Raw genomic sequence first — 21,469 nt, forward strand, 5'->3', positions numbered from 1 at the left:
CAGCCGAAAAGCGCGATCGACCGTTCATGTAGTGGCAGGCGTGCCGCCGACCACGGTAGCCATATGCGCATGGTGATGCTGATTGAGCAGGTCGATTAGCCTGGCGGTGGCCGGCATCAGCGAACCATGCGGATAAGTAATGCCGAGTTTGCGCACCATGGTGGTTTCCGCGAGCTCGACTTCTTTGAGCATGCCGCGGGTTTTAGGATGGTCCAGCGTCAGCCTCGACAGGAAGCACAACAAATCCGTGCTGCCGATCACATCGTGAATGGACGGCAACGAATTCGTCTCAATGTGAGCGTTGGGCCGATGGAGCTTGTGCGCCAAAAAGACTTTATCCAGCCACTTTCGGCTTGCCACAAGCGTCGTGGGCAAAATCCACTGGTACTCCAGCAGATTGCGCAATTTCACCGGGCCCGATTGAAAAATCGGATGACCTTTGCGCGCAGCCACGACCACGATATCGTCAATGAACGCCTGGTGCCTGAACTCATCATCGTCGGTTACCACTCCGACAATCAGGTCAAGCCGGTCCTGCTTGATTTGCTCTTTCAGGAAATAATTGGTGTTGATCATGATTTCCAGAGAAACGTTGGGAGCATGCCGCAGAACCAGATTGCAGATGATGGGCAGCAGATAATCGGCCGTAATCGGGCCGCAGCCCACACGCACCTTGCCTACCGAACCGGCGACGAATTCCCTCATGTCGCTCAGATAGCGATCGTTGGTCTCGCAGATTTTCGAAGCCCGGATATAAAACTCCCTGCCTACCGCGGTAAGTTCCAGGCCTCTGCCCTTGCGCTCAAAAAGCGCCGCGCCTATTTCATTTTCCAGCCTGTGCAGACACTTGGTCAGGGCTGGCTGACTGCGGCACAGCACATCCGCGGCTCTACCCAGGTGTCCAAGCTCGGCAATCGTTTCGAAATAACGGAGATCGCGAATTTCAATCTTTAATTCATAACCCATAGTAATCAATTGATCACAATTATCGAATAGACGTTTATATCAGTAATTGGATTTAATGACCACCATGGTTTCCCTCACGAATACGTCCGAATATGCCTACACCCTTTTTGTGACGGCACGCGCGATCAGCCCTGCCGGGACGGCGCCGGCAAGAAGGTCCAAAGCAAACCGGCTGGAAGCTTTAACTCATAAAAACTCAGGAGATATCATGATTTACACCCGCAAATTCCTGGCTGCTGCTTCGGTGCTGGCCAGCATCCTGGCCGTGGCGCCTGGCGCCCATGGCGCCGAAACTTACCCCACCCAGTCCATCAAGCTGATAGTGCCTTTTCCCCCCGGCGGAGGAACCGACACCATGGCCCGATTCCTAGGCACCGCCCTATCCAAAAAATACGGCTGGAGCGTCATTGTCGAAAACCGTCCCGGCGCAGGCGGCACGGTAGGCATGGGAACCCTGGCCCGATCGACTCCCAATGGCTACACCATGGCCCTGGGCCAAACGTCGAATCTGTCCATCAACCCCTATTTATATAAAAAGATCTCGTACAACGTTGCCAAGGATTTTTCGCCAGTGGCTTCGGTCGCCTCGCAGCCGATGGTGCTGGTGGTGCGGGCCGACAAGCCGTATAAATCGGTCGCCGAGCTAATCCAGTACGCCAAGGCCAACCCGGGCAAGCTGACTATCGGCAATGCCGGCACCGGCACGGTGGGCGACATTACCGGCCGCTTCTTTGCCAAGGAGGCTGGCCTGGACGTTTTGCACGTGCCCTATAAAGGCGCGGCGCCGGCCATGACCGATCTGCTGGGCGGGCAAGTCGACGCCTTCTTCGCCTCGGCGCCCGCGGCCCTACCGCAGTTGAAAAACCCCAAAGTCAAAATGCTGGCAATCACCACGCCACAGTCGATTCCGCAGTTTCCCAATATTCCTCCCCTGGACAACACGCTGCCCGGATTCGAGTCCGCCTCGCTGACAGGAATTCTGGTGCCTGCGGGTACGCCCAAAGACATCATCGAACTGCTGAACTCGCATATCAACGAAGTCTTGAAAGGCCAGACACTGCGCGCCAAGATCATGGAAGAAGGCAATGTCGTGCTAGGCGGAACAGTGCAGGAATTTTCCGACACCATACATAAAGACTCGGTCAAATGGTCGACCATCATCAAGGAAGGCAATCTGCGTATTAATTAAGCCGCGTCAACTGGCCTGGACGACAACCTGTTCAAACCTCCTGGGTGCTACGGCTCGAATGTCATGATAAAACCGTTAAAAAATGTACGAGTCCTGGACCTCACCAACGTGCTGGCAGGGCCCTTCTGCGGCCATCAATTGGCGCTGATGGGGGCCGATGTCATCAAGGTGGAAACGCCGGGCACCGGCGACCTGGCGCGGCAGCTGGGCGCCGACCCGGAGTTGAACGGCAGGCTTATGGGCCTCTCATTTCTGGCCCAGAACGCCGGCAAACGCTCAATGACGCTCAATCTGAAAAAAGCCGAAGGCAAGGAAATATTCCTGCGCCTGGTTAAAAATGCGGATGTCGTGATCGAGAATTTCAGACCGGGGGTTATGAAGCGTCTTGGCCTGGACTTCACGGTGTTACGTCAACATCAGCCCCGATTGGTTTATTGCGCCATTTCAGGTTTCGGACAGGAAGGTCCGTTAAGAAATCTGCCGGCCTACGACCAGATCATTCAGGGCATGTCGGGCACGATGAGCATTACGGGTGATCCGGCCAACGCGCCCTATCGCGTCGGCTATCCAATAGCCGACACGGTCGGCGGCCTGACCGCCGCCTTCGCGGTCGCGGCAACACTGGCCGACCACTCCCGCAGCGAAGCGCAATTTATCGATGTATCCATGCTGGAATCGATGATCGCCACCATGGGCTGGGCGGTGTCCAATTATATGAATGCGGGGCAAGAGCCCCGGCCCATGGGCAACGAAAATAGTACAGCCAGTCCGTCCGGAACGTTCAAGACCGGCGATGGCCTCTTGAATATCGCAGCAAATAAGCAGGAGCAGTTCGAGGCCTTGTGCAAGGTTCTGGGCCGCGATGATCTCGCCTGCGATAGCCGTTACTCTGTAAGAGAAGCACGTCTGCAAAATCGCCTGCTTTTGAAAGAGCAGATTGAACGGGCTCTGGCTGGCCGGCCGGCTATCGAATGGTGGCCTTTACTGACGGATGCAGGCATTCCCGCGGGACCGATCTACGAGGTAAAAGACGCTCTGGCTCATCCGCAAATACGCGATCGCGGCATGATCGCCACCTTCGAAAACGTGCCTGGCGCCGATCGCGATATCCGGGTTGTGCGTAGCGGCGTCAAGCTCAACGGCGATTCGCCTGCGGTGGATACCCCGCCGCCGATCCTGGGCCAGGACACCAACGCGCTGCTCGAGCATCTGGGCTATACCCGCGAAGACATCACCCGCTTCAACAAGGAAGGCATCGTATGAGCACGCCAACAACAAACGATGGGCTGGCCAGCAAAAACTGGTGGCACACCGAGATTATCGACATGAAGCCGGGCAGCATCCGCTACCGCGGCTACGCCATCGAGGATCTAATTGGAAATATCGGCTTCGCGGAGATGGTCTGGCTCATGCTGCGCGGCGAACTACCCAGCCGGGCACAAGGGAAACTGCTGGAGGCCGCCCTGGTCTCGTCCGTGGATCACGGGCCTCAGGCCCCGAGCATTGCCATTTCACGCATGGCCATTACCTGCGGCGTTGGCCTGAACAACGCCATCGGGTCGGCCGTGAACGTATTGGGCGACGTGCACGGAGGCGCGGGCGAACAGGCCGTGGGCTTGTATCACGATATTGCGGCGCTTATTGCCGCTGGCCGTGACGAGGCTTCGGCCGTCGGCAAAGCGCTGGCGGACTTTACCGCGAACCACGGCAAATACATACCGGGTTTCGGCCACCGTTTCCATCCCCTCGATCCGCGAGCGCCGCGTCTGCTCGATCTGGTGGATCAAGCCGCGGCACAGGGCGAAGTGTCGGGACAGTTCGCAACCATTGCCAGGGCGGTAGAGCGCGCGCTTTCGGCCAAAAAGGGAAAGCCCATTCCCATGAATATCGACGGCGCAAGCGCGGTTATCTACGCCGAGCTGGGTTTTCCCGCTCCGCTGGCGCGAGGCATCTTCTGCCTGTCGCGTTCGGTTGGAATTTTGGCTCATGCCTGGGAGCAAACCGAACAAGGCGGCCGCAACAAGGGGCCGATTCCCCGGCAGTACCTGCCTACCTACGAAGGCGTCGCGGCACGGGAGTTGCCGGAGCGGTAACGGCCTTAAGCAAGTCGCTTTGTTTACGACAACTTGCCAAAATGATATCATTGATTTCATTGATATCAACTTGCACGCTCCAATCAGGAGAAACAACATATGGCAAGCCTGACGATTCGCAATCTTAATGACGAGATCAAGGCCCGTTTACGCCTCGAGGCGGCCGAGCATGGCCATTCGATGGAGGAGGAGGCGCGCCGTATCCTGCGCATAGCGCTTGAAACCTCGCATGTACGCGGTGGGCTGGGCAGTCGCATACATCGCCGTTTTTCTGACATTGGCGGAGCCGAACTAGACATCCCCGCCCGAACTGAGCCAACACGCAGCGTGGATTTCCACGAATGATCGTGCTCGACACCAATGTGCTTTCCGAGTTGATGCGGCCACAACCTGCTCGTCAAGTGCTGCGCTGGATTGATGCGCAGCCGCCCCGCGATTTATTCACCACGTCGATTTCCATGGCTGAAATGCTGCATGGGGCTACACGCCTGCCCGACGGTAAACGCAAGGCTGCCCTGCAACAAGCCGTGACAGCTATGTTTGAAGAAGATTTTTTTGAATCCGTGCTGGCGTTCGATAGCTCGGCGGCCACGGCCTATGCCGTCATTGTTTCGCAGCGTGAGCGTCTGGGTAAACCCATAAACCTGGCCGATGCACAAATTGCCGCCATCTGTCTCACCCGAAAGGCCGTTCTAGCCACCCGAAATACCAAAGATTTTAAAAACCTGGACCTTCCATTAATCAACCCGTGGGATAGTGCTGGCCAACTTTGATCACCCCAACACCGTCCCGCCAAGCGCCGCCACAATCATCAACACGCCGACCCAGATATTGGCGCGAAACAGCATAAAGTTTTGATCTGGGCGTGCCAGGTTGAACAGGCGCATCTGCCACACGAAATGTCCGGCGATCACGGCCAGGATCAGGTAATAACCCCAGGCCATGTGAAGCGCAACGCCGCTATACACCCAAAGCACGATCGTCGCGATATAAAAACCGCTGATCCACTGCTTGCCCTTGTCGGCGAAGCGCATGGCGGTGGAATGCAGGCCCAGCTCCTTGTCGTCGCGTACGTCAACGTAAGCGTAGATCGAGTCGTATCCCACCTGCCACAGCACGGCCCCCACCCACATGGCGACGGCGGCCAGCGGCACGATATTGCGCGTGTCGGACCACGCCATAAGCATGCCCCAGTTAAAGCCTATTCCCAACACCACTTGCGGCCAATAGGTAAAGCGCTTGCACAAAGGGTATACGGCCACAATGGGCAACAACAAGACGGCCAGCCATCGGCTATAGGCATTGATCGCCAGCAGCAGCACGGCACAGACCAGCAGCTGTCCCAACAGAAAATACAGCGCATTTTTCAGGCTTATCTGGCCGCTGGTCAGTGGCCGAAAACGCGTGCGTTCAACCTTCTGGTCAATATCGCGATCGCAGATGTCGTTGATGGTGCAGCCTATGCCCCGCATCAACAGCGCGCCTAGAGAAAAAATGAACAGGCGCCACACAGTGGGCCAGCCGTCGGCGGCCTGCACGAGCGCCGCCAGGCACGGCAGCAAGGTCAGCCAAGTACCTACCGGACGATCCAGGCGACATAGGCGCGCATAAGGCCCCCATGCGCGCGGCAGCCAGTGCTCGACCCAGTCGTCGGGCCGCATATCGGACAGATCGGGGATGGAAGCGTCTGAAGTATTCACTAGTGGTTTTCAATGCACAGGTTGATATCGTCATCCTAGTCCTGGCTGCAAGCCAGGATGGTTGAATACGAAGTTTAACCGGACGAGTCATCATTGCATTGAACAATGTCAGGCCTTCACGCGTTCCGAGCGCGGGTCGTAAGGCGCTTTCAAATGAAGCGTCGCAGGCAACAGTTCGCCGGCGACATCGATCGCATACCGGCCTGTGCTCAGATAGTCGACGCTGGCCGGGCCATCCGGGTTGTTGACATAGCCCATGGCCACCGGGCAACCCAGCGTGTGCCCGAAGGCCGCCGAGGTGACAAAGCCGACCGGCCGCCCATCGCGCAAAATCGCCTCGCCGCCCCATAGCATGTGCTGCGCCGCGCCGTCGGCGGTCAGCACCACCATGCGCCGGCACGCCGGCTGCTTGCGCAGTTCCAGCAGCGCGTCGCGCCCGTGGAACGGAATGTCTTTTTTAAGCTTGCAGGCAAATTCGAGCCCCGCCTCGAACGGATTGCAGTCGGGCGTGAGCTCGCGCCCCCAGGCGCGGTAGCCTTTCTCGATACGCAGCGAATCGATGGCGTAATAACCGGCGTTGACCAGGCCAAACGGTTTGCCCGCCGCGTGCAGTGTTTCGTACACGCCGACGGCAAATTCGACCGGCACGTAAAGCTCCCAGCCCAGTTCGCCCACATAGGTCAGGCGCGTGGCGCGCACGGTTGCGTAGCCCAGATCAACCTCGCGGCTCTGGCCGAACGCAAACGCGGCGTTGCTCCAGTCCGCTTTGGACACGCTCTGCAATAAATCGCGTGCCCGCGGCCCCATGACCGCAAGCACCGCATACTGGCCGGTCACATCGACCAGCACACAGTGTTTGTCCTGCGGGATCTGCTGTTCGATGTAATCGAAGTCGCGAGTGGTTTGCGCCGACCCGGTGACGATCAGGTACTGATCGAAGGCCAGCCGGCATAGCGTGAAGTCGGACTCGTACGTGCCGCGGTCATTCAACATGCCGGTATAAACGGTCGTTCCCGGGGCAACGTCGACATCGTTGGCGACAATGGTTTGCAGCACAGCTTGCGCGTCGCGACCCTTCACCAGGAATTTGGAAAACGAGCTCATGTCGAATAACGCCACGGCCTCGCGGCAGGCGCGATGCTCCGCGCCGTTCCACGCCAGCCAATTCTGCTGGCCGAATGTGTAGTCGATGCGGGCCTCATCGGAACTGGGCGCGAAGAAATTGGCGCGTTCCCAGCCCATCTTGCTGCCAAAGCACGCGCCGTCGTCGCGCAATTGCGTATAAAGCGGTGAACGCCGGAACGGCCGGGCGGTGTCGAGCTCGCGGTTAGGCCAGGGCATCGCATAGTGCAGGCCCAGCGTTTCCTTGATGCGGTCGTGCAGCCAGACGTCGTTGGCGTTAAAGCGTGCGAAACGGCGAATATCGACGGGCCACAGGTCCATCGTCGGCGTACCGGCGGCAATCCATTCGGCTAGCGCCATCCCCGCCCCGCCTGCCGACGCGATGCCCATCGAATTAAAGCCCGCACCAACGAAAAAGTGCCGCAGTTCGGGCGCTTCGCCAAGAATGAAATTGTTGTCGGGCGTAAACGACTCCGGCCCGTTGTAGAACTGCTTGATCTGGGCCGTTTCGAGCGCGGGAACACGCTGCAGCGCATTTTCCATCAGCACCTGAAACTGATCCCAATCGTCGGGGAGCAGTTGAAACTCGAAATTGTCCGGAATGCCGTCCATGCCCCATGGCTTTGCGTTGGGCTCGAAACCGCCCATCACAAGGCCGCCGACTTCTTCCTTGAAATAAATGTAGCCGTCCGGATCACGCATCACCGGCAGGTCGGGGTGCACGCCTTCGATGCGTTCGGTCACAATATAGTAGTGCTCGGCCGAATGCAGCGGCACCGCAACATCGGCCAGCCTGCCAAGCGCCTTGGCCCATTGGCCTGCACAATTGACAACGATTTCCGCCTCGATCGCGCCTTCCTCACCGTCTTTATTGCGCCACGCAAGGCCACTCACCTCCCGCCCCCCTGGCGTCTGCCGCGTGTGGATGGCCGTTACCCGGGTGTTTTCAATGATGCGTCCGCCGCGCATGCGGGTGCCGCGCGCAAGCGCCTGAGTCAAATCGGTCGGGTTCGCCTTGCCGTCGCCAGGCAGCCAGACGGCCCCCAGCAAGTCATCCGTACGCATCGCCGGCCACAGCTCGCCGGCGGCTTTCGGGCTGATTACCTCGCACTCCACCCCATATGCGCGCGCCACGGCAGCGGTGCGTTTGAGTTGCGTCATGCGCTCGGCCGTGCGCGCCACCGACAACGACCCGCATTGCTTCCAGCCGGTAGCCAGGCCGGTATCGGCTTCCAGCCCGGCATAAAGTGCGGTCGAGTAGCGAATCAGACGGGTCATGCTTTCCTGCGCGCGCAACTGCCCGACCAGGCCGGCCGCGTGCCAGGTTGTGCCGCAAGAGAGCTGGCCTTGTTCGAGCAGGGCCACGTCGGTCCAGCCCATTTTCGTCAGATGGTAGGCTACAGAGCAGCCGATGATGCCACCGCCGACGATCACCACTCGTGCATGCTGGGGAATACTCGCTGACATGTGTTGAGTTTCCTCGAGTTTAATGTTGAAATGCTCACATATGCATAGATTGCCTCAAAAAACCACTTAATACAACATATTGACTCATGATTGCGAAAAAATCGTGCCTGCAGCAAAGGCAACCGCTCAGGCTGGAAGCGGGCTGCCGCCAATCTGGCCGCCCTCAACCGGGCTTGCAGTACCCATCCAAAAATGTTACATAAAATTTTCCCTTTCCACGGAATCCGACTCACATGAACCGTCAACTCGCCGTCAGCCGCATCGACCACATTTCGCAGGCACTCGATGCAAACGGGTCCGTCAGCGTTGCCGATCTGGCCGCCAAGCTCGGGGTTTCACGCGAGACTATCCGCCGGGACATCAAGGCATTGGCCGGGCAAGGGCGCGCGAACGTCGTGCACGGCGGCGCGGCGCGGCGTGCCGTGGCCGAGCCCTCACTGGCTGCCCGTGTCAGTGCAAACACCGCGGGCAAACAGGCCATCGGGCGCCGGGCGGCCAGCCTTGTCAGCGACGGCATGGTCGTGCTGATCGACTCGGGCTCGACCACCTACAGCATGGGCGCGGCTCTCATGGAGCTCAACAACCTGACCGTCATCACCAACAGCCTGCCCATCGCAACCATGTTGTGCCGCGCACCCGGTGTAAAGGTCATCATGCTTGGGGGCCAGATCGACCCCAATGACGAGGCGGCGTTCGGCGTGGAAACCATTGCGGCTCTGGCCCACTTCCGGGTCGATCTGGCCTTTATCGGCGTGGGCGGCATTTCCCCCGAAGGGGAATTTACCGATTACTCGCGGCTGGCCGCCGAGCAAAGGCATACGATGATGAAGACAGGACAGAAGGTTTACATCCTGGCCGATCACTCCAAATTCGAGCACAGCACGCCTGTGCTGATTACCTCCGTGGCGCATATCGCCGGGTTGATTGTCGATGAACTTCCGCCCGAGTCCATTGCCCGCGCCGCTATCGCCCAGCACTGGGAAGTCATCGTCGCCAAACAATGACCGCACCCGCAACGATGGCCCTTTCGGTCTTTTTCGCCGTGCTGGCCGCGGCGGCGCTTCACGCGGGCTGGAACGCCCTTATCAAGATCAAGCTCGACCCCTTCCTGGCCATGACGCTGATCTGCGTCGCCTGCGGCGTGATCGCGCTGCCGGCCCTGTTGATCACGGGCTTGCCTCGCCTAGCGGCATGGCCGTGGGTGGCCGCTTCCGTGCTGATCCATTTCGGCTACTACCTTTCCCTGTCCGAGGCGTACCGGCGCGCAGACATGGGGCAAATCTACCCGATCGCGCGCGGCTCTGCGCCGCTCATGACAGCGTGCATCTCCCTGCTCGCACTGCAAGACCACATGAGCCCAGGCAATATCGCGGGCATTGCGCTGCTGGGCACGGGAGTAGTGCTTATTTCCCTGCGCGGGCACCGGCACAAAATGGCGCCCAGCCGTGCCGCCGTGGGCTGCGCGCTGATCACAGCCGCCACCATCGCCGCGTACACCGTGGTCGACGGCGTCGGCGCGCGCATATCGAACGACGTGAACGCTTATGCCGCCACGCTTTTCGTCGTCGACACCTTCCCAATGCTGATCTTCTGCCTGTGGCGCAAAGGCCTGCAGGGGATCAGGCCTGCTTTCGGCTTTCTGCTGCCTGGTCTGGCCGGCGGCGCCATGTCTCTGGCGGCCTACTGGATCGTCATCTGGGCAATGACCGTGGCGCCGATCGCGCTCGTCGCGGCGGTTCGCGAAACAAGCATATTGTTCGGCGGACTCATTGCCGTCTTTGCCCTCAAAGAACCTTTCACCCGAGTACGAGCCGTTTCGGCCGCGCTCACCGTCGTCGGCCTGATGCTGATGCGTCTATTCTGAGACTTCAAGACAGCTACATAATAAGTTACTTGTGGTTTAGTGTGGCATATTGACTATTTTTATGGTTTGTCTTAGCATTGTTTCAGTGCGGCACGCTCGAGGCTACACGCCCAACGCAGGACGGACACCCGATGACACATTCCACGCATTCGAAGCCGGCAGCCTCCGAAACGGGCGATCCGTTTCTTCTTACGCCGGGTCCACTGACCACCTCACGCACCGTCAAAGCGGCGATGGTGCACGACTGGGGCTCGCGTGATGCCAGTTTCATCGCGATCAACAAGGCCGTACTGACGAGGCTGTGCGAAATCGCCAACGGCGGCGGCGACTACGTAACGGTGCCGATGCAAGGCTCGGGCACTTTTGCCGTCGAGGCCATGCTGACAAGCTTTGTGCCGCCCACAGGCAAGGTCCTGGTTCTCATCAACGGCGCGTACGGGCGCCGGGCCAAGCGTATTCTCGAGATTGCCGGGCGCGAAACGGTCGTTCATGAAACAGCCGAAGATACGCCGCCGGATTTAAACGAGGTCGAGGCCATTCTGAAGGCTACGCCCTCGATTACTCACATTTTCACCATCCATTGCGAGACGACCTCGGGGATACTGAACCCCATCGTGCAGATCGGCGCACTCGCGGCCAAATACCGGAAGGGCTATCTGATCGATTCGATGAGCGCTTTCGGAGCGCTGCCGCTGGACGCCCGCGCGCTGCACGTCGACGCGCTCGCCGCCTCCTCGAACAAATGCATTGAAGGCGTCCCCGGACTGGGCTTCGTCGTTTGCCGGCGTGCCGCCCTTGGAGCGTGCAAAGGCAATGCAACAACACTGGTTCTCGATCTCCATGACCAGTGGGCCAATTTCGAAAAGACCGGGCAATACCGCTTCACGCCACCTATCCATGTCATTGTCGCGTTTCACCAGGCGCTCGAGGAATTCACGGCCGAAGGCGGCGTCGCCGGGCGCGGCGGGCGCTATCAAAGCAACTGCCGCATTCTTCTCGAAGGCATGACGGCGCTAGGTTTCAAGCCTTTGCTCGCGCCTCACCTACAGGCCCCCATCATCGTCACCTTCCATATGATGAATCATCCCCGCTTCATCTTCCAGGACTTCTACGACGGCCTCAAGGATCGGGGTTTCATTATCTACCCAGGCAAGTTGACGGTGGCCGACTCGTTTCGCATCGGCTGCATCGGACGCCTGGGCGAGAAAGAAATGCGCGGCGCGCTGGCCGCCGTGCGCGAGGTTCTGCAGGAAATGGGCGTGACGGATTCGGCCACCCGGGCTGCTTAAGGAATGGAATCATGAATCAGCTACACAAATCCGCCATCAACGTGAACGGCCGCGAGTATCGCTACCCGCGCATGCCCACCGTGGCGATCTGCCTGGACGGCTCGGAACCTGGCTATATCGAAGAAGCCATCAAGGCGGGGCTGGCGCCCCATCTGGACCGGCTGATGAAAACCGGCGCGAATCTGCTCGGAAAATGCGTGATCCCCAGCTTCACCAACCCCAACAATATCTCCATCATTACCGGCCAGCCCCCGAAGCTGCACGGCATTGCGGGCAATTACTTCTACGACCGCGGCACCGGCGAAGAGGTCATGATGAATGAGGCGCGCTTTTTGCGCGCGCCCACGATTTTCCAGGCTTTCCACGACGCGGGAGCGAAGGTGGCGGTGGTGACGGCCAAGGACAAGCTGCGCACGCTGCTGGGCAAGGGCCTGGACTTTTCGACCGGGCGAGCGATCGCCTTCTCGGCGGAAAAGGCCAACCAGGCCACCGAAGCCGATAACGGCATCGGCGACGTCCTGTCGTTCGTCGGCCTGCCGCTGCCCGAGGTGTATTCGGCCGATCTGTCCGAATTCGTCTTCGCCGCGGGGGTCAAGCTGCTCAGAAATTTTCACCCCGATCTCATGTACCTCTCGACCACCGACTATGTGCAGCACAAGGCCGCGCCGGGCACGAAGAACGCCAACGATTTTTACGCGATGCTCGACCGCTACGTGGGACTGCTCGAAGCGGAAGGGTGTGTTCTGGCGCTCACCGCCGATCACGGCATGAACGACAAACACAAGGCCGACGGCTCGCCTGATGTGATGTACCTGCAGGACGTCTTCGACGAATGGATGGGTCAAGGCACGGCGCGCGTGATCCTGCCCATCACCGATCCCTATGTCGCCCACCACGGCGCGCTGGGCTCGTTTGCCACGATTTACCTGCCGCAAGGCGCGGACGCCCAAGCCCTGATGGCGCGGCTGCGTGCGCTCGAAGGGATCGATCTGGCGCTCTCCAACGAGCAAGCGTGCGAGCGCTTCGACCTGCCGCCCGACCGCATCGGCGATATCGTCGTGCTCGCCACGCGCCACAAGGTCTTTGGCACCAGCGCCAAGCGCCACGATCTATCGGGCCTGAAAGAGCCGCTGCGCTCGCACGGCGGGCTCACCGAGCAGACCGTGCCGCTGCTGGTCAATCGCAAGGTGGATTGGCCCAAAGAGCGCGAGCCGCGAAATTACGACGTCTTCGCCATTGCCCTCAATCATGTCGCCTGAGGCCGCGAAGCTTTCCCTGCCCGCCCTCACGCTGCGTGGCGCTGACATCGGTGGCAGCCACAAGGGCTGCCGCTACAAACCCGTCCCCACGTTGCGTGGATCGGAATCGACTTACCGAGGTATTTTATGAACGCACCCATGAAGCCCGCCATCCGGCGAGAATCCATGCGTATCGCAGGCAAGCGGGTTGACACCGACGAAGTCATCGAGGTGTTCAACCCCTATAACAACGAAGTGGTCGGCACGGTTCCGGCGGGCCGCCCCGAACATGTTCGCGAGGCCTTCGCCCGCGCGCGCGCCTATCGCCCCACACTCACCCGTTTCGAGCGCCAGCGCATTTTGCAGACGACCGCGGAAATCCTGCGCAACCGCAAGGATGATTTCGCCCGGCTGATTACCGCGGAATCCGGATTATGCTGGAAAGACTCGCTCTACGAAGCCAGCCGTGCTTACGATGTGTGGTCGTTCGCGGCCCAGCTCGTTATCAAGGACGACGGCGAAATTTATTCGTGCGACATCAGCCCCAACGGCAAGAACCGCAAGATATTCACCATGCGTACGCCCCTGCTGGGCGCGATCTCGGCGATCACCCCGTTCAACCATCCGCTGAACATGGTCAGCCACAAGCTCGCGCCGGCCATCGCCACCAATAACCGGATCGTGCTTAAACCCACCGAGCTCACGCCCCTGACCGCTCTCGCGCTGGCCGATGTGCTCTACGAAGCGGGGCTGCCCCCCGAAATGCTGAGCGTCGTCACCGGCAACCCCCGCACCATGGGCGACTCGATGATCACCGATCCCGACTGCGATCTCGTCACGTTCACCGGGTCGGTGCGGGTCGGCAAATATATCGCCGAAAAGGCCGGCTACCGCCGCGTCGTGCTGGAACTGGGCGGCAACGACCCGCTCATCATCATGGCGGACGCCGACCTGGACCGCGCGGCGCTGCTGGCCGTCCAGGGCGCCACCAAAAATTCCGGCCAGCGCTGCACGGCGGTCAAACGCATTCTGGTCGTCGAGAGCGTCGCCGATGCGTTCGTCGAACGCGTCCTGGTCCACGCCAAGAAACTCAAGTGCGGCGATCCGATGGATCCCTCGGTCGATGTCGGCACGGTCATCACCGAAGCGGCTGCACAGCTTTTTGAGAGGCGCGTGCAGGACGCCGTTGCCCAGGGCGCCAAGGTGCTGTATGGCGGGCCGCGCCAGGGCGCGCTGTTCGCCCCGTGCGTGGTCGATCACATCCCGTACAAATGCGAATTGGTGCGCGAAGAGACCTTCGGCCCGGTGATTCCCATCATCCGCGTCCCCGACCAGATCGAGGAAATCATCCGTATTTCGAATTCGACCGCGTTCGGCCTCTCGTCGGGCGTATGCACCAACCGGCTGGATCACATCACGAAATTCGTCAATGAGCTCGAAGTGGGCACGGTGAATATCTGGGAGGTTCCCGGCTACCGCATCGAAATGTCGCCGTTTGGCGGCATCAAGGATTCGGGCAACGGCTACAAGGAGGGCATCGTGGAGGCGATGAAGAGTTATACCAACGTGCGCACCTGGTCAATGCCATGGGCTTGAGACAATGTCGTTGTTGTGGTTCTTTTTGATATCTTGACCATTTTTTTGGAAATACTATACTTTTCTCAATCATCATCCCTCATGTCATAGGCATGACACGAACAGAAGGCAAAGTATAGGAAATTAAGGAGGGTAGATCGTCTCGGCACAAGCCGGGACGATCGAGTATCCGCAATAAATAAGTAAAAAGTTCTCTCTGCATTCCAACTCAACGCAAGGAAGGATGAACATGAAGACGAAACTAATGCTAGCGGCCGCCTGTATTCTTGCCGCCATCACAAGCCCGGTTCTGGCACAATCCAATGTCGTAACGATCTATAGCGCGGACGGTCTGCATGACGGGTCGCCCAGTTGGCTGGGCGACCAGTTCGCCGCCTTCACCAAGGCTACAGGCGTCAAGGTTCAATACATCGAAGCAGGATCGAGCGGAGTGGTCGATCGGCTGATGAAGGAAAAGTCCAACACGCAGGCCGATGTGCTCGTCACCCTGCCGCCCTTCATGCAGAAAGCGGCCGCCGATGGCCTATTGCAACGCTTTACGCCCACTGGTGCCGACAAGATCAAAGCGGCCGACAAAGACCCCAAGGGCCTCTATGTGGCCATGGTCAACAACTATCCGAACTTCATCTATAACACCAAGATGCTCAAGGCGCCGCCCAAGAGCTATACCGACCTGCTCGATCCCAAATTCAAGATGAAAATCCAGTATTCGACGCCGGGCCAGGCCGGCGACGGCACCGCGTTGATGCTGCAGGCCTTCCATGCGTTCGGAGGCAAGCAGGCGGGCCTTGATTACCTTGGAAAGCTGCAGGTCAATAATCTTGGCCCATCGGCCTCGACCGGCAAGCTCACCGCGCTGGTCAACAAGGGCGAACTGTACGTGGCCAACGGCGACCTGCAGATGAATCTGGCGCAGATGCGCAGCAATCCGAATGTCCAGGTTTTCTTCCCGGTCGGACCCGACGGCAGGAAAACAGCCTTTTCACTGCCCTACTACATCGCCCTGGTCGCACGCGCCCCGCATTCGGAGAACGGCAAGAAGCTGATCGATTTCCTGCTCTCGCAGCCGGCGCAGAAAGACGTCAGCGTGGTCGCAGGCGGCTTCCCGGTGCGCACCGATGTTCATCCGAGCGACGAGAACTTCAAGAAGCTCAATGCGATGCTCGAAGGCGTCAATATCTGGTCGCCCGACTGGGCCCGCGTCCTGGGCGACCTGAAGCAGGACGTGGCCGCCTACAACAAAGCCATCTCGAACAACTGATGGACGGCATGGCCATGACCCGCGAGCTGCCAACACGCGTGTCGGCCGCGTCGGCGCTCCCTCCCTCCGGGGCTGCCGGCATCGGCTTCGAGAACGTTTCCGTCGCGTATGGCAGCCAGCTCGTCCTGGATTCGCTGACCCTGACCGTCAAGCCGGGTGAAATCGTTGCGCTGATCGGCCCGTCAGGCTCGGGCAAGACGACGGCGCTGCGAGCGGTCGCCGGTTTCGTCAAGCCGACGGCCGGGCGCATCATTATCGGCGACCGCGATGTCACTCACGTGGCCCCGTGCGATCGCAACATCGGCATGGTGGTGCAGAACTATGCCTTGTTTCCGCACATGCGCGTCGAGGACAATGTGGCGTTCGGGCTGCGCGCCCGCGGCGTCACGGCCGAACTCATCAGCCAGCGCATCCCGGAATGTCTGCGGCTGGTCGGCATGGAGGCCTACACGAAACGCTATCCGCGCGAGCTCTCGGGCGGTCAGCAGCAACGTGTGGCGATCGCCCGTGCGCTGGCGATTCGCCCCCAAGTACTCCTGCTCGACGAGCCGCTCTCGGCGCTCGATGCGCAGATCCGCCGCTCGATGCTCGACGAACTGGCCAAGCTGCATCGCGATCTTCCTTCCCTGACGGTGCTGTATGTCACGCACGACCAGGCCGAGGCGCTGACGCTTGCCAATCACATCGGCATCATGCGCGACAGCAAACTGGTTGCGTTTGGCAGCGCGCAAGCGCTTTACCGCAATCCGCCGAATCGCTTCGCGGCTGAATTCCTCGGACGCGCCAACATCCTTGCGGCGAAGTCACTGGCCACGATCGATGCCGGCCTGGCATCCGTCCAATTTGGACAGACTTTGCTGAGGGGGCGCAATCACCACGCTTTGCCCGAGGGCAGCGATTGCCTGGTGTGCGTGCGTCCGCACGACCTGCGGCTTCATCCAGGCGAGGCCTGCGGCAATACCCTGACGGGCGTCGTGCGCGGCGTTCAGTGGCAAGGCGATCTGCATAGCATCACTCTCGATGTGCAGGGCCAGACGCTGCGCCTGTCGTCGACGCCCCTGGCCGAGCCCCCGGCGCTGGGAGCGTCGCTCGCCGTGCATTTCGATCCGGCGGACGTCACCCTTGTACCGGAGTCCGACACCAATGGCTGACATGGCAATGGCAATCCCGCAGCCGTCTCGCTCGGGCCGGGCGATGCGCAGATTCTGGGTTGCGCCGCCGCTGACGATTCTCGCGCTGTTGTTCTTCTATCCGCTTGGGCTGATCCTGCGCCAGGCCCTTGAAGGAGATCAGCACGTCGTGTCGCTGGCGGGCTTCGACGCGGTACTACGCTCCAATCAATTCTTGAGCGGGCTCTTTCACACCATCACCATCGCGCTCACCGCCTCGGCGGGCTGCCTCGTGCTGGGCTTCGTGCTCTCGCTGATCATCTCCTTTATCCCGTTTCCCGGCGCACGGCTGATCGGGCGGCTGATCGATACCTTCATCGCGCTGCCGACCTTCCTCGTGGCGCTCGCTTTCACTTTCATCTACGGCTCGGCCGGCCTCATCAATCAATCGCTGATGCACATGATGCATCTGGACCTGCCTCCGCTTCATTTTCTCTATTCACAATGGGGCGTCATCCTTGCCGAAATCACCGTTTACACACCGTTCGTGATGCGTCCGCTGCTGGCCAACTTCTCGCTGATCGACGCGGCGCAGATCGAGGTCGCCAGCAGTCTGGGCGCACGGCCCTGGCGCATCGTGCGCCAGATCATCCTGCCCGCCGCACTGCCCGCCCTGATCGCCGGCGGCAGCTTGTGCCTTCTTCTGACGGTCAATGAATTCGGCATCGTCCTGTTCATCGGCGCCAAAGGAGTCATTACCCTACCGCTGCTCATTTACGACAAAGCGATCCAGGAGTTCGACTACACCACGGCCTGCATCATTGCAGTGGTCAACATCGTCCTGTCGCTTGGCCTCTATGCGCTGTATCGGCTGGCTGTGTCATATTTTGGAGGCCGCCGTGTTAGTCTGGGCTAAATGGGGACGGATTTTCTCCTGGACGGTCATGGCAGCGTTGTTCGGCGTGATCTACGGCCTGCCCATCGGCGTCATCGCGCTGGCCAGCATCAGCGGTCAATGGAACGACATACTGCCCAGCCACCTGACACTTGCACACTACGCACAGGCCCTCAAAACAGAATCCGCCGACCAGTTGCAGATCAGTGTCCTGACCGGCGTTGCGGCCAGCGCGGCGGCCTTGCTGAGCGGTACGTGGGCGGCACTCGCCCTTCGCACCATGAAGGGTCTGCCCAAGCGGATTCTCGATGCGGTGTTCTTCATACCCAGCGCTGTGCCATCGGTATCGATCGGCCTGGGCCTGCTCGTGGCCTTCAGCCAGCCTCCCGTCCTCCTGAACGGCACCGCGCTGATCGTGTTCATTGCACACTTTCTGCTGATCTCAGCCTTTACCTACGGCAACGTCTCGGCCGGGCTAACGCGCCTGCCGCCCGAATACGAGCAAGTCGCCGAGAGCCTGGGCGCACGGCCTTTCTATCGGCTGCGCCGGGTAACACTGCCGCTCATCATGCCCTATCTGATCGCCGCATTCAGCCTGAGCTTCGCCCTGTCGATGGGAGAATTGGGCGCTACCCTGATGATTTATCCGCCGGGATGGGTAACGCTGCCGATAGGCATCTTTTCACTGTCTGATCGCGGCGCGATCTTCGAGGCGGCAACGCTGACGATGATTCTGGGCACAGGCACGCTGCTCGTACTGATCGGACTGTCACGTATCTCGACCAAGGCAAGCGTCAGAGAATGAAACAACCGGCACGCAAAGAGAGCCCCACCGGCCCGGTCGCCCAGTCCGAAGGCGACACGAATCTTACGGATCGCCGCCGCGCCTGGCAGCGCCGGTCTTTGGACAAGCCGACGCGGTCGCTTCTCGAGCGCGACGCCGGCGCATTCCTGCACCAATCGGTGTCCACTCCTTGCCTGAACGTCATTGCCAAGGCTCAAGGGATCTGGATCGAGGACGTGGCCGGCAGGCGCTACATGGACTTTCACGGCAACAATGTCCACCACATCGGCTATGGCCATCCGCGCCTGAAGCAGGCCATTGCCGCGCAGATGGACGCGCTTTCATTCGCGCCCCGGCGCTATGCCTGCGAGACCGCCATACTGCTGGCCGAAAAGCTTGGCGCCATCGCTCCGGGCAATCTCTCCAAGGTGCTGCTCACCACCGGCGGCTCCGACGCAAACGAAGTCGCCATCAAACTTGCCCGTGCCGCAACGGGCCGCTTCAAGACACTGTCCTTCTGGGATGCCTTTCATGGCGCCGGAATTGGCGCATCGAGCCTGTCGGGCGAGGCGCTGTTCCGCTCAGGGCCCGCCGCACCGTTGGTGGCGGGCTCACAGCACGTCGCACCCTTTGCCTGCTACCGCTGCGCCTACGGCCACGATTGCGATGACAACGGGCAGCCCTTGCTCGATCGCTGCCACATGGCATGCGCCGGCATGGTCGATTACGTGCTGGGACGCGAAGGGGATGTAGCCGCTGTGATCGCCGAACCGGCGCGCGCCGTACCCTATCTGCCGCCGCCAGGCTATTGGAAGAAGGTGCGCGAGGCCTGCGACCGGCATGGCGCACTCCTTATCTTCGACGAAATACCGACCGGCCTGGGCAAGACCGGGCGGATGTTTGCATGCGACCACGACGGCGTGGTGCCGGACATTCTGGTAATGGGCAAGGCGCTGGGCGGCGGCATCCTGCCGATCGCCGCATGCATCGCGCGCTCGGATCTGGACGTAGCAGGCGACTGGGCCTTCGGCCACTACACGCACGAGAAAAATCCCGTTACGACGCGCGCGGCACTCACCACAATCGAAATCATCGAGGATGAGGATCTGGTTGCCAACGCGGCAGCGGTTGGCGCATTGGCGCTGGCGCGCATGGACGAGATGAAAAACCGCCTGCCCGCCATCGGCGACGTGCGCGGCCGCGGCCTGCTGCTGGGCATCGAGCTGGTCAAGAGCCGCTCGGACAAATTGCCCGATAACGACCTGGCGGAGGCGGTGCTGTATCGCGCACTCGATCGAGGCCTGTCGTTCAAGACAACGATGGGCAATGTCCTGACCCTGACGCCGCCGCTGACGGTCACGCCGGCCGAGATGACGCAGGCGCTCGATATCCTCGAAGAGGCTATCGCTGCGGGATCGGCTGGCCTGTTATAGCCGCCCGGCCTGACCTGGAGCATTTTGGGTCAAACGGTATACGGCATGGGATGTTTGGGTATTTGGCTAGACATTTTGGTATCTGAAAACGCCGTCTATGGGGGCCGGGGCGGGGCCGGCACGGCGTGCTTGATCCGGACGGTACTCACCCCTCGCCCTGCGGCGTCTTAATAGAACGACCCCACCACCCAAAACGGCTCAAAAAAACAGCGACCGAAGCACGTTCAGTTCCGTAAACACTTCAACCGAAAATGCTCTAGCTCTCTTTGATCAGTTGCCCCAGCACCGCAACGCCTTCGCGAATTTTTGCCTCGGACACGGTAACAAAGCTAAGCCGCATCGTGTTTTTGGGTGCATCCTCATCGGTATAGAACGGCGCACCTGGAACGAAAGCGACATTCTTTTGTATGGCGCGCGCCAGCAACTCGGTGCTATCGATATGCGCAGGCAGCGTCACCCAGATAAACATGCCGCCTTCGGGCCGGGTCCAGGTGGCCGTTGCCGGAAAATGCGTGGCCATGGCATCGAGCATATACGTGCACTGCTGTTTGTACAGTTCGCGCACGGTGGGCAAATGCGTGCCCAAGAAGCCGTCTTTGACCACCTCGTAAACAGCCATCTGGGTAATGGACGCGGTATGCAGATCGGTTGCCTGCTTGATTTGCACCAACTTGGAAATGATGTCTTTGGGCGCGGCGATATAGCCCAAACGCAAGCCAGGCGCCAACACTTTCGAGAAAGTGCCCAGTCGAATCACGGTAGCGCCGGCCGCGCGCCCCAGGCCCAGCAAACCCGGCAAGGCTTCGCCTGCGTAACGCAAATCGCCGTAGGGATCATCCTCAATAATCGGCAAACCGACAGCCGCGCACCGTTCTACCAGGGCCTGGCGCCGCGCCAGGCTCAAGGTCAGGCCGGTAGGATTCTGGAAATTAGGCAAGGCATAAATAAATCGCGCATCCTTGACGCGCTCGTCGGTCAAACCCTCGGGTATCAGGCCGCCTTCATCGGTAGGCGCGGGCACATAGGTGGGTTCGAACAGGGAAAAAGACTGCAGCGCCCCCAGATAGCTGGGCGCCTCGACCAGAACCTTGCTGCCCGGATCGACAAAAAGCTTGCCCAGCATATCGAGCGCCTGCTGCGAACCCGACACAATCAGGACTTCATCCACACTGATGTCGTGAGCTCCGGAACGCTTCAGATCTTCGGCTACCCATGCGCGCAGCGGTGCATAGCCTTCCGTTGGGCCGTACTGCAAAGCCACAGGGCCCATTTGGGCAAGCACGCGATCGTACGCGCGGTTGATGGCCTCGGTCGGAAACCCTTTAGGAGCCGGCAATCCGCCAGCAAACGAGATAATTTCAGGCCGCACGGTGATTTTGAGAATCTCGCGTATGGCCGAACCCGTAAGTTTTTGAGCGCGCTGCGAAAAGGTATAGGAGAGGGCAGACGAATTCATAATCCCG

Annotated in this window: 19 protein-coding genes; 15 read left to right on the top strand and 4 right to left on the bottom strand. The window is 60.1% G+C overall.

Going from position 1 to position 21,469, the window contains the following annotated elements:
* Positions 1-24 precede the first annotated feature (24 nt).
* Positions 25-966, bottom strand: coding sequence for a LysR family transcriptional regulator (locus tag EDC26_RS10145; RefSeq protein ID WP_132582150.1), 942 nt, complete (start codon positions 964-966; stop codon positions 25-27).
* A 208-nt stretch (positions 967-1,174) separates the two neighbouring features.
* On the opposite strand from EDC26_RS10145, the gene EDC26_RS10150 reads away from it, so the two are divergent.
* From EDC26_RS10150 to EDC26_RS10170, 5 genes are all read left to right on the top strand, one after another.
* On the top strand, positions 1,175-2,155 hold the full coding sequence (locus tag EDC26_RS10150; RefSeq protein WP_165930987.1) for a Bug family tripartite tricarboxylate transporter substrate binding protein: 981 nt from the start codon (positions 1,175-1,177) through the stop codon (positions 2,153-2,155).
* Between the two features lie 63 nt (positions 2,156-2,218).
* Positions 2,219-3,418, top strand: a complete 1,200-nt coding sequence (locus tag EDC26_RS10155) for a CaiB/BaiF CoA transferase family protein (RefSeq protein WP_132582154.1) — start codon at positions 2,219-2,221, stop codon at positions 3,416-3,418.
* Positions 3,415-4,248, top strand: coding sequence for a citryl-CoA lyase (locus EDC26_RS10160; RefSeq protein WP_132582156.1), 834 nt, complete (start codon positions 3,415-3,417; stop codon positions 4,246-4,248). Before EDC26_RS10155 ends, EDC26_RS10160 begins: the two co-directional genes overlap by 4 nt.
* Positions 4,249-4,347: 99 nt before the next feature.
* On the top strand, positions 4,348-4,593 hold the full coding sequence (locus EDC26_RS10165) for a FitA-like ribbon-helix-helix domain-containing protein (protein ID WP_132582158.1): 246 nt from the start codon (positions 4,348-4,350) through the stop codon (positions 4,591-4,593).
* A complete protein-coding gene (locus EDC26_RS10170; RefSeq protein WP_132582160.1) occupies positions 4,590-5,021 on the top strand; it encodes a type II toxin-antitoxin system VapC family toxin in 432 nt (143 codons plus the stop codon). The genes EDC26_RS10165 and EDC26_RS10170 overlap by 4 nt, the downstream gene beginning before the upstream one ends.
* Here EDC26_RS10170 and ubiA read toward each other — a convergent pair whose 3' ends face one another.
* The gene (ubiA, locus tag EDC26_RS10175) at positions 5,022-5,948 is read right to left on the bottom strand and encodes a 4-hydroxybenzoate octaprenyltransferase (protein WP_425012536.1); all 927 of its coding nucleotides are present in this window, start codon (positions 5,946-5,948) and stop codon (positions 5,022-5,024) included.
* 108 nt (positions 5,949-6,056) lie between these two features.
* Positions 6,057-8,537, bottom strand: coding sequence for a GcvT family protein (locus EDC26_RS10180; protein ID WP_132582162.1), 2,481 nt, complete (start codon positions 8,535-8,537; stop codon positions 6,057-6,059).
* 233 nt (positions 8,538-8,770) lie between these two features.
* Here EDC26_RS10180 and EDC26_RS10185 point away from each other — a divergent pair, with 233 nt between their 5' ends.
* The 10 genes from EDC26_RS10185 (at position 8,771) to pbfA (ending at position 20,006) form a co-directional block, all read left to right on the top strand.
* On the top strand, positions 8,771-9,541 hold the full coding sequence (locus tag EDC26_RS10185; protein WP_132582164.1) for a DeoR/GlpR family DNA-binding transcription regulator: 771 nt from the start codon (positions 8,771-8,773) through the stop codon (positions 9,539-9,541).
* Positions 9,542-9,555: 14 nt separating this feature from the next.
* A complete protein-coding gene (locus EDC26_RS10190) occupies positions 9,556-10,401 on the top strand; it encodes an EamA family transporter (RefSeq protein WP_132582166.1) in 846 nt (281 codons plus the stop codon).
* A gap of 131 nt (positions 10,402-10,532) precedes the next feature.
* On the top strand, positions 10,533-11,690 hold the full coding sequence (locus EDC26_RS10195; protein WP_132582168.1) for a 2-aminoethylphosphonate--pyruvate transaminase: 1,158 nt from the start codon (positions 10,533-10,535) through the stop codon (positions 11,688-11,690).
* Positions 11,691-11,701: 11 nt separating this feature from the next.
* The gene (gene phnA, locus EDC26_RS10200; RefSeq protein WP_132582170.1) at positions 11,702-12,949 is read left to right on the top strand and encodes a phosphonoacetate hydrolase; all 1,248 of its coding nucleotides are present in this window, start codon (positions 11,702-11,704) and stop codon (positions 12,947-12,949) included.
* A 126-nt stretch (positions 12,950-13,075) separates the two neighbouring features.
* The gene (phnY, locus tag EDC26_RS10205; protein ID WP_132582172.1) at positions 13,076-14,524 is read left to right on the top strand and encodes a phosphonoacetaldehyde dehydrogenase; all 1,449 of its coding nucleotides are present in this window, start codon (positions 13,076-13,078) and stop codon (positions 14,522-14,524) included.
* Positions 14,525-14,753: 229 nt separating this feature from the next.
* Positions 14,754-15,785, top strand: a complete 1,032-nt coding sequence (locus EDC26_RS10210) for a 2-aminoethylphosphonate ABC transporter substrate-binding protein (RefSeq protein WP_132582174.1) — start codon at positions 14,754-14,756, stop codon at positions 15,783-15,785.
* Complete coding sequence (locus tag EDC26_RS10215) at positions 15,785-16,936, top strand: ABC transporter ATP-binding protein (protein WP_207915095.1); 1,152 nt, start codon at positions 15,785-15,787, stop codon at positions 16,934-16,936. The genes EDC26_RS10210 and EDC26_RS10215 overlap by 1 nt, the downstream gene beginning before the upstream one ends.
* On the top strand, positions 16,929-17,810 hold the full coding sequence (locus EDC26_RS10220) for a 2-aminoethylphosphonate ABC transporter permease subunit (protein WP_132582176.1): 882 nt from the start codon (positions 16,929-16,931) through the stop codon (positions 17,808-17,810). The genes EDC26_RS10215 and EDC26_RS10220 overlap by 8 nt, the downstream gene beginning before the upstream one ends.
* Positions 17,794-18,594 (top strand): ABC transporter permease subunit, encoded by an 801-nt coding sequence (locus tag EDC26_RS10225; RefSeq protein WP_132582178.1) that lies wholly within the window; start codon positions 17,794-17,796, stop codon positions 18,592-18,594. Before EDC26_RS10220 ends, EDC26_RS10225 begins: the two co-directional genes overlap by 17 nt.
* Positions 18,591-20,006, top strand: coding sequence for a (R)-1-hydroxy-2-aminoethylphosphonate ammonia-lyase (gene pbfA / locus EDC26_RS10230; protein ID WP_132582180.1), 1,416 nt, complete (start codon positions 18,591-18,593; stop codon positions 20,004-20,006). The genes EDC26_RS10225 and pbfA overlap by 4 nt, the downstream gene beginning before the upstream one ends.
* 256 nt (positions 20,007-20,262) lie before the next feature.
* Here pbfA and EDC26_RS10235 read toward each other — a convergent pair whose 3' ends face one another.
* A complete protein-coding gene (locus EDC26_RS10235) occupies positions 20,263-21,462 on the bottom strand; it encodes an aminotransferase-like domain-containing protein (protein ID WP_132582182.1) in 1,200 nt (399 codons plus the stop codon).
* Positions 21,463-21,469 lie beyond the last annotated feature (7 nt).

This window comes from Paralcaligenes ureilyticus (assembly GCF_004346225.1).
Classification (GTDB): domain Bacteria; phylum Pseudomonadota; class Gammaproteobacteria; order Burkholderiales; family Burkholderiaceae_B; genus Paralcaligenes; species Paralcaligenes ureilyticus.

Bases quoted from the DNA above. Each gene is read 5' to 3' on its own strand.
- EDC26_RS10145 (WP_132582150.1), bottom strand. From the start codon at position 966: ATGGGTTATGAATTAAAGATTGAAATTCGCGATCTCCGTTATTTCGAA.
- EDC26_RS10150 (WP_165930987.1), top strand. From the start codon at position 1,175: ATGATTTACACCCGCAAATTCCTGGCTGCTGCTTCGGTGCTGGCCAGC.
- EDC26_RS10155 (WP_132582154.1), top strand. From the start codon at position 2,219: ATGATAAAACCGTTAAAAAATGTACGAGTCCTGGACCTCACCAACGTG.
- EDC26_RS10160 (WP_132582156.1), top strand. From the start codon at position 3,415: ATGAGCACGCCAACAACAAACGATGGGCTGGCCAGCAAAAACTGGTGG.
- EDC26_RS10165 (WP_132582158.1), top strand. From the start codon at position 4,348: ATGGCAAGCCTGACGATTCGCAATCTTAATGACGAGATCAAGGCCCGT.
- EDC26_RS10170 (WP_132582160.1), top strand. From the start codon at position 4,590: ATGATCGTGCTCGACACCAATGTGCTTTCCGAGTTGATGCGGCCACAA.
- EDC26_RS10180 (WP_132582162.1), bottom strand. From the start codon at position 8,537: ATGTCAGCGAGTATTCCCCAGCATGCACGAGTGGTGATCGTCGGCGGT.
- EDC26_RS10185 (WP_132582164.1), top strand. From the start codon at position 8,771: ATGAACCGTCAACTCGCCGTCAGCCGCATCGACCACATTTCGCAGGCA.
- EDC26_RS10190 (WP_132582166.1), top strand. From the start codon at position 9,556: ATGGCCCTTTCGGTCTTTTTCGCCGTGCTGGCCGCGGCGGCGCTTCAC.
- EDC26_RS10195 (WP_132582168.1), top strand. From the start codon at position 10,533: ATGACACATTCCACGCATTCGAAGCCGGCAGCCTCCGAAACGGGCGAT.
- phnA (WP_132582170.1), top strand. From the start codon at position 11,702: ATGAATCAGCTACACAAATCCGCCATCAACGTGAACGGCCGCGAGTAT.
- phnY (WP_132582172.1), top strand. From the start codon at position 13,076: ATGAACGCACCCATGAAGCCCGCCATCCGGCGAGAATCCATGCGTATC.
- EDC26_RS10210 (WP_132582174.1), top strand. From the start codon at position 14,754: ATGAAGACGAAACTAATGCTAGCGGCCGCCTGTATTCTTGCCGCCATC.
- EDC26_RS10215 (WP_207915095.1), top strand. From the start codon at position 15,785: ATGGACGGCATGGCCATGACCCGCGAGCTGCCAACACGCGTGTCGGCC.
- EDC26_RS10220 (WP_132582176.1), top strand. From the start codon at position 16,929: ATGGCTGACATGGCAATGGCAATCCCGCAGCCGTCTCGCTCGGGCCGG.
- pbfA (WP_132582180.1), top strand. From the start codon at position 18,591: ATGAAACAACCGGCACGCAAAGAGAGCCCCACCGGCCCGGTCGCCCAG.
- EDC26_RS10235 (WP_132582182.1), bottom strand. From the start codon at position 21,462: ATGAATTCGTCTGCCCTCTCCTATACCTTTTCGCAGCGCGCTCAAAAA.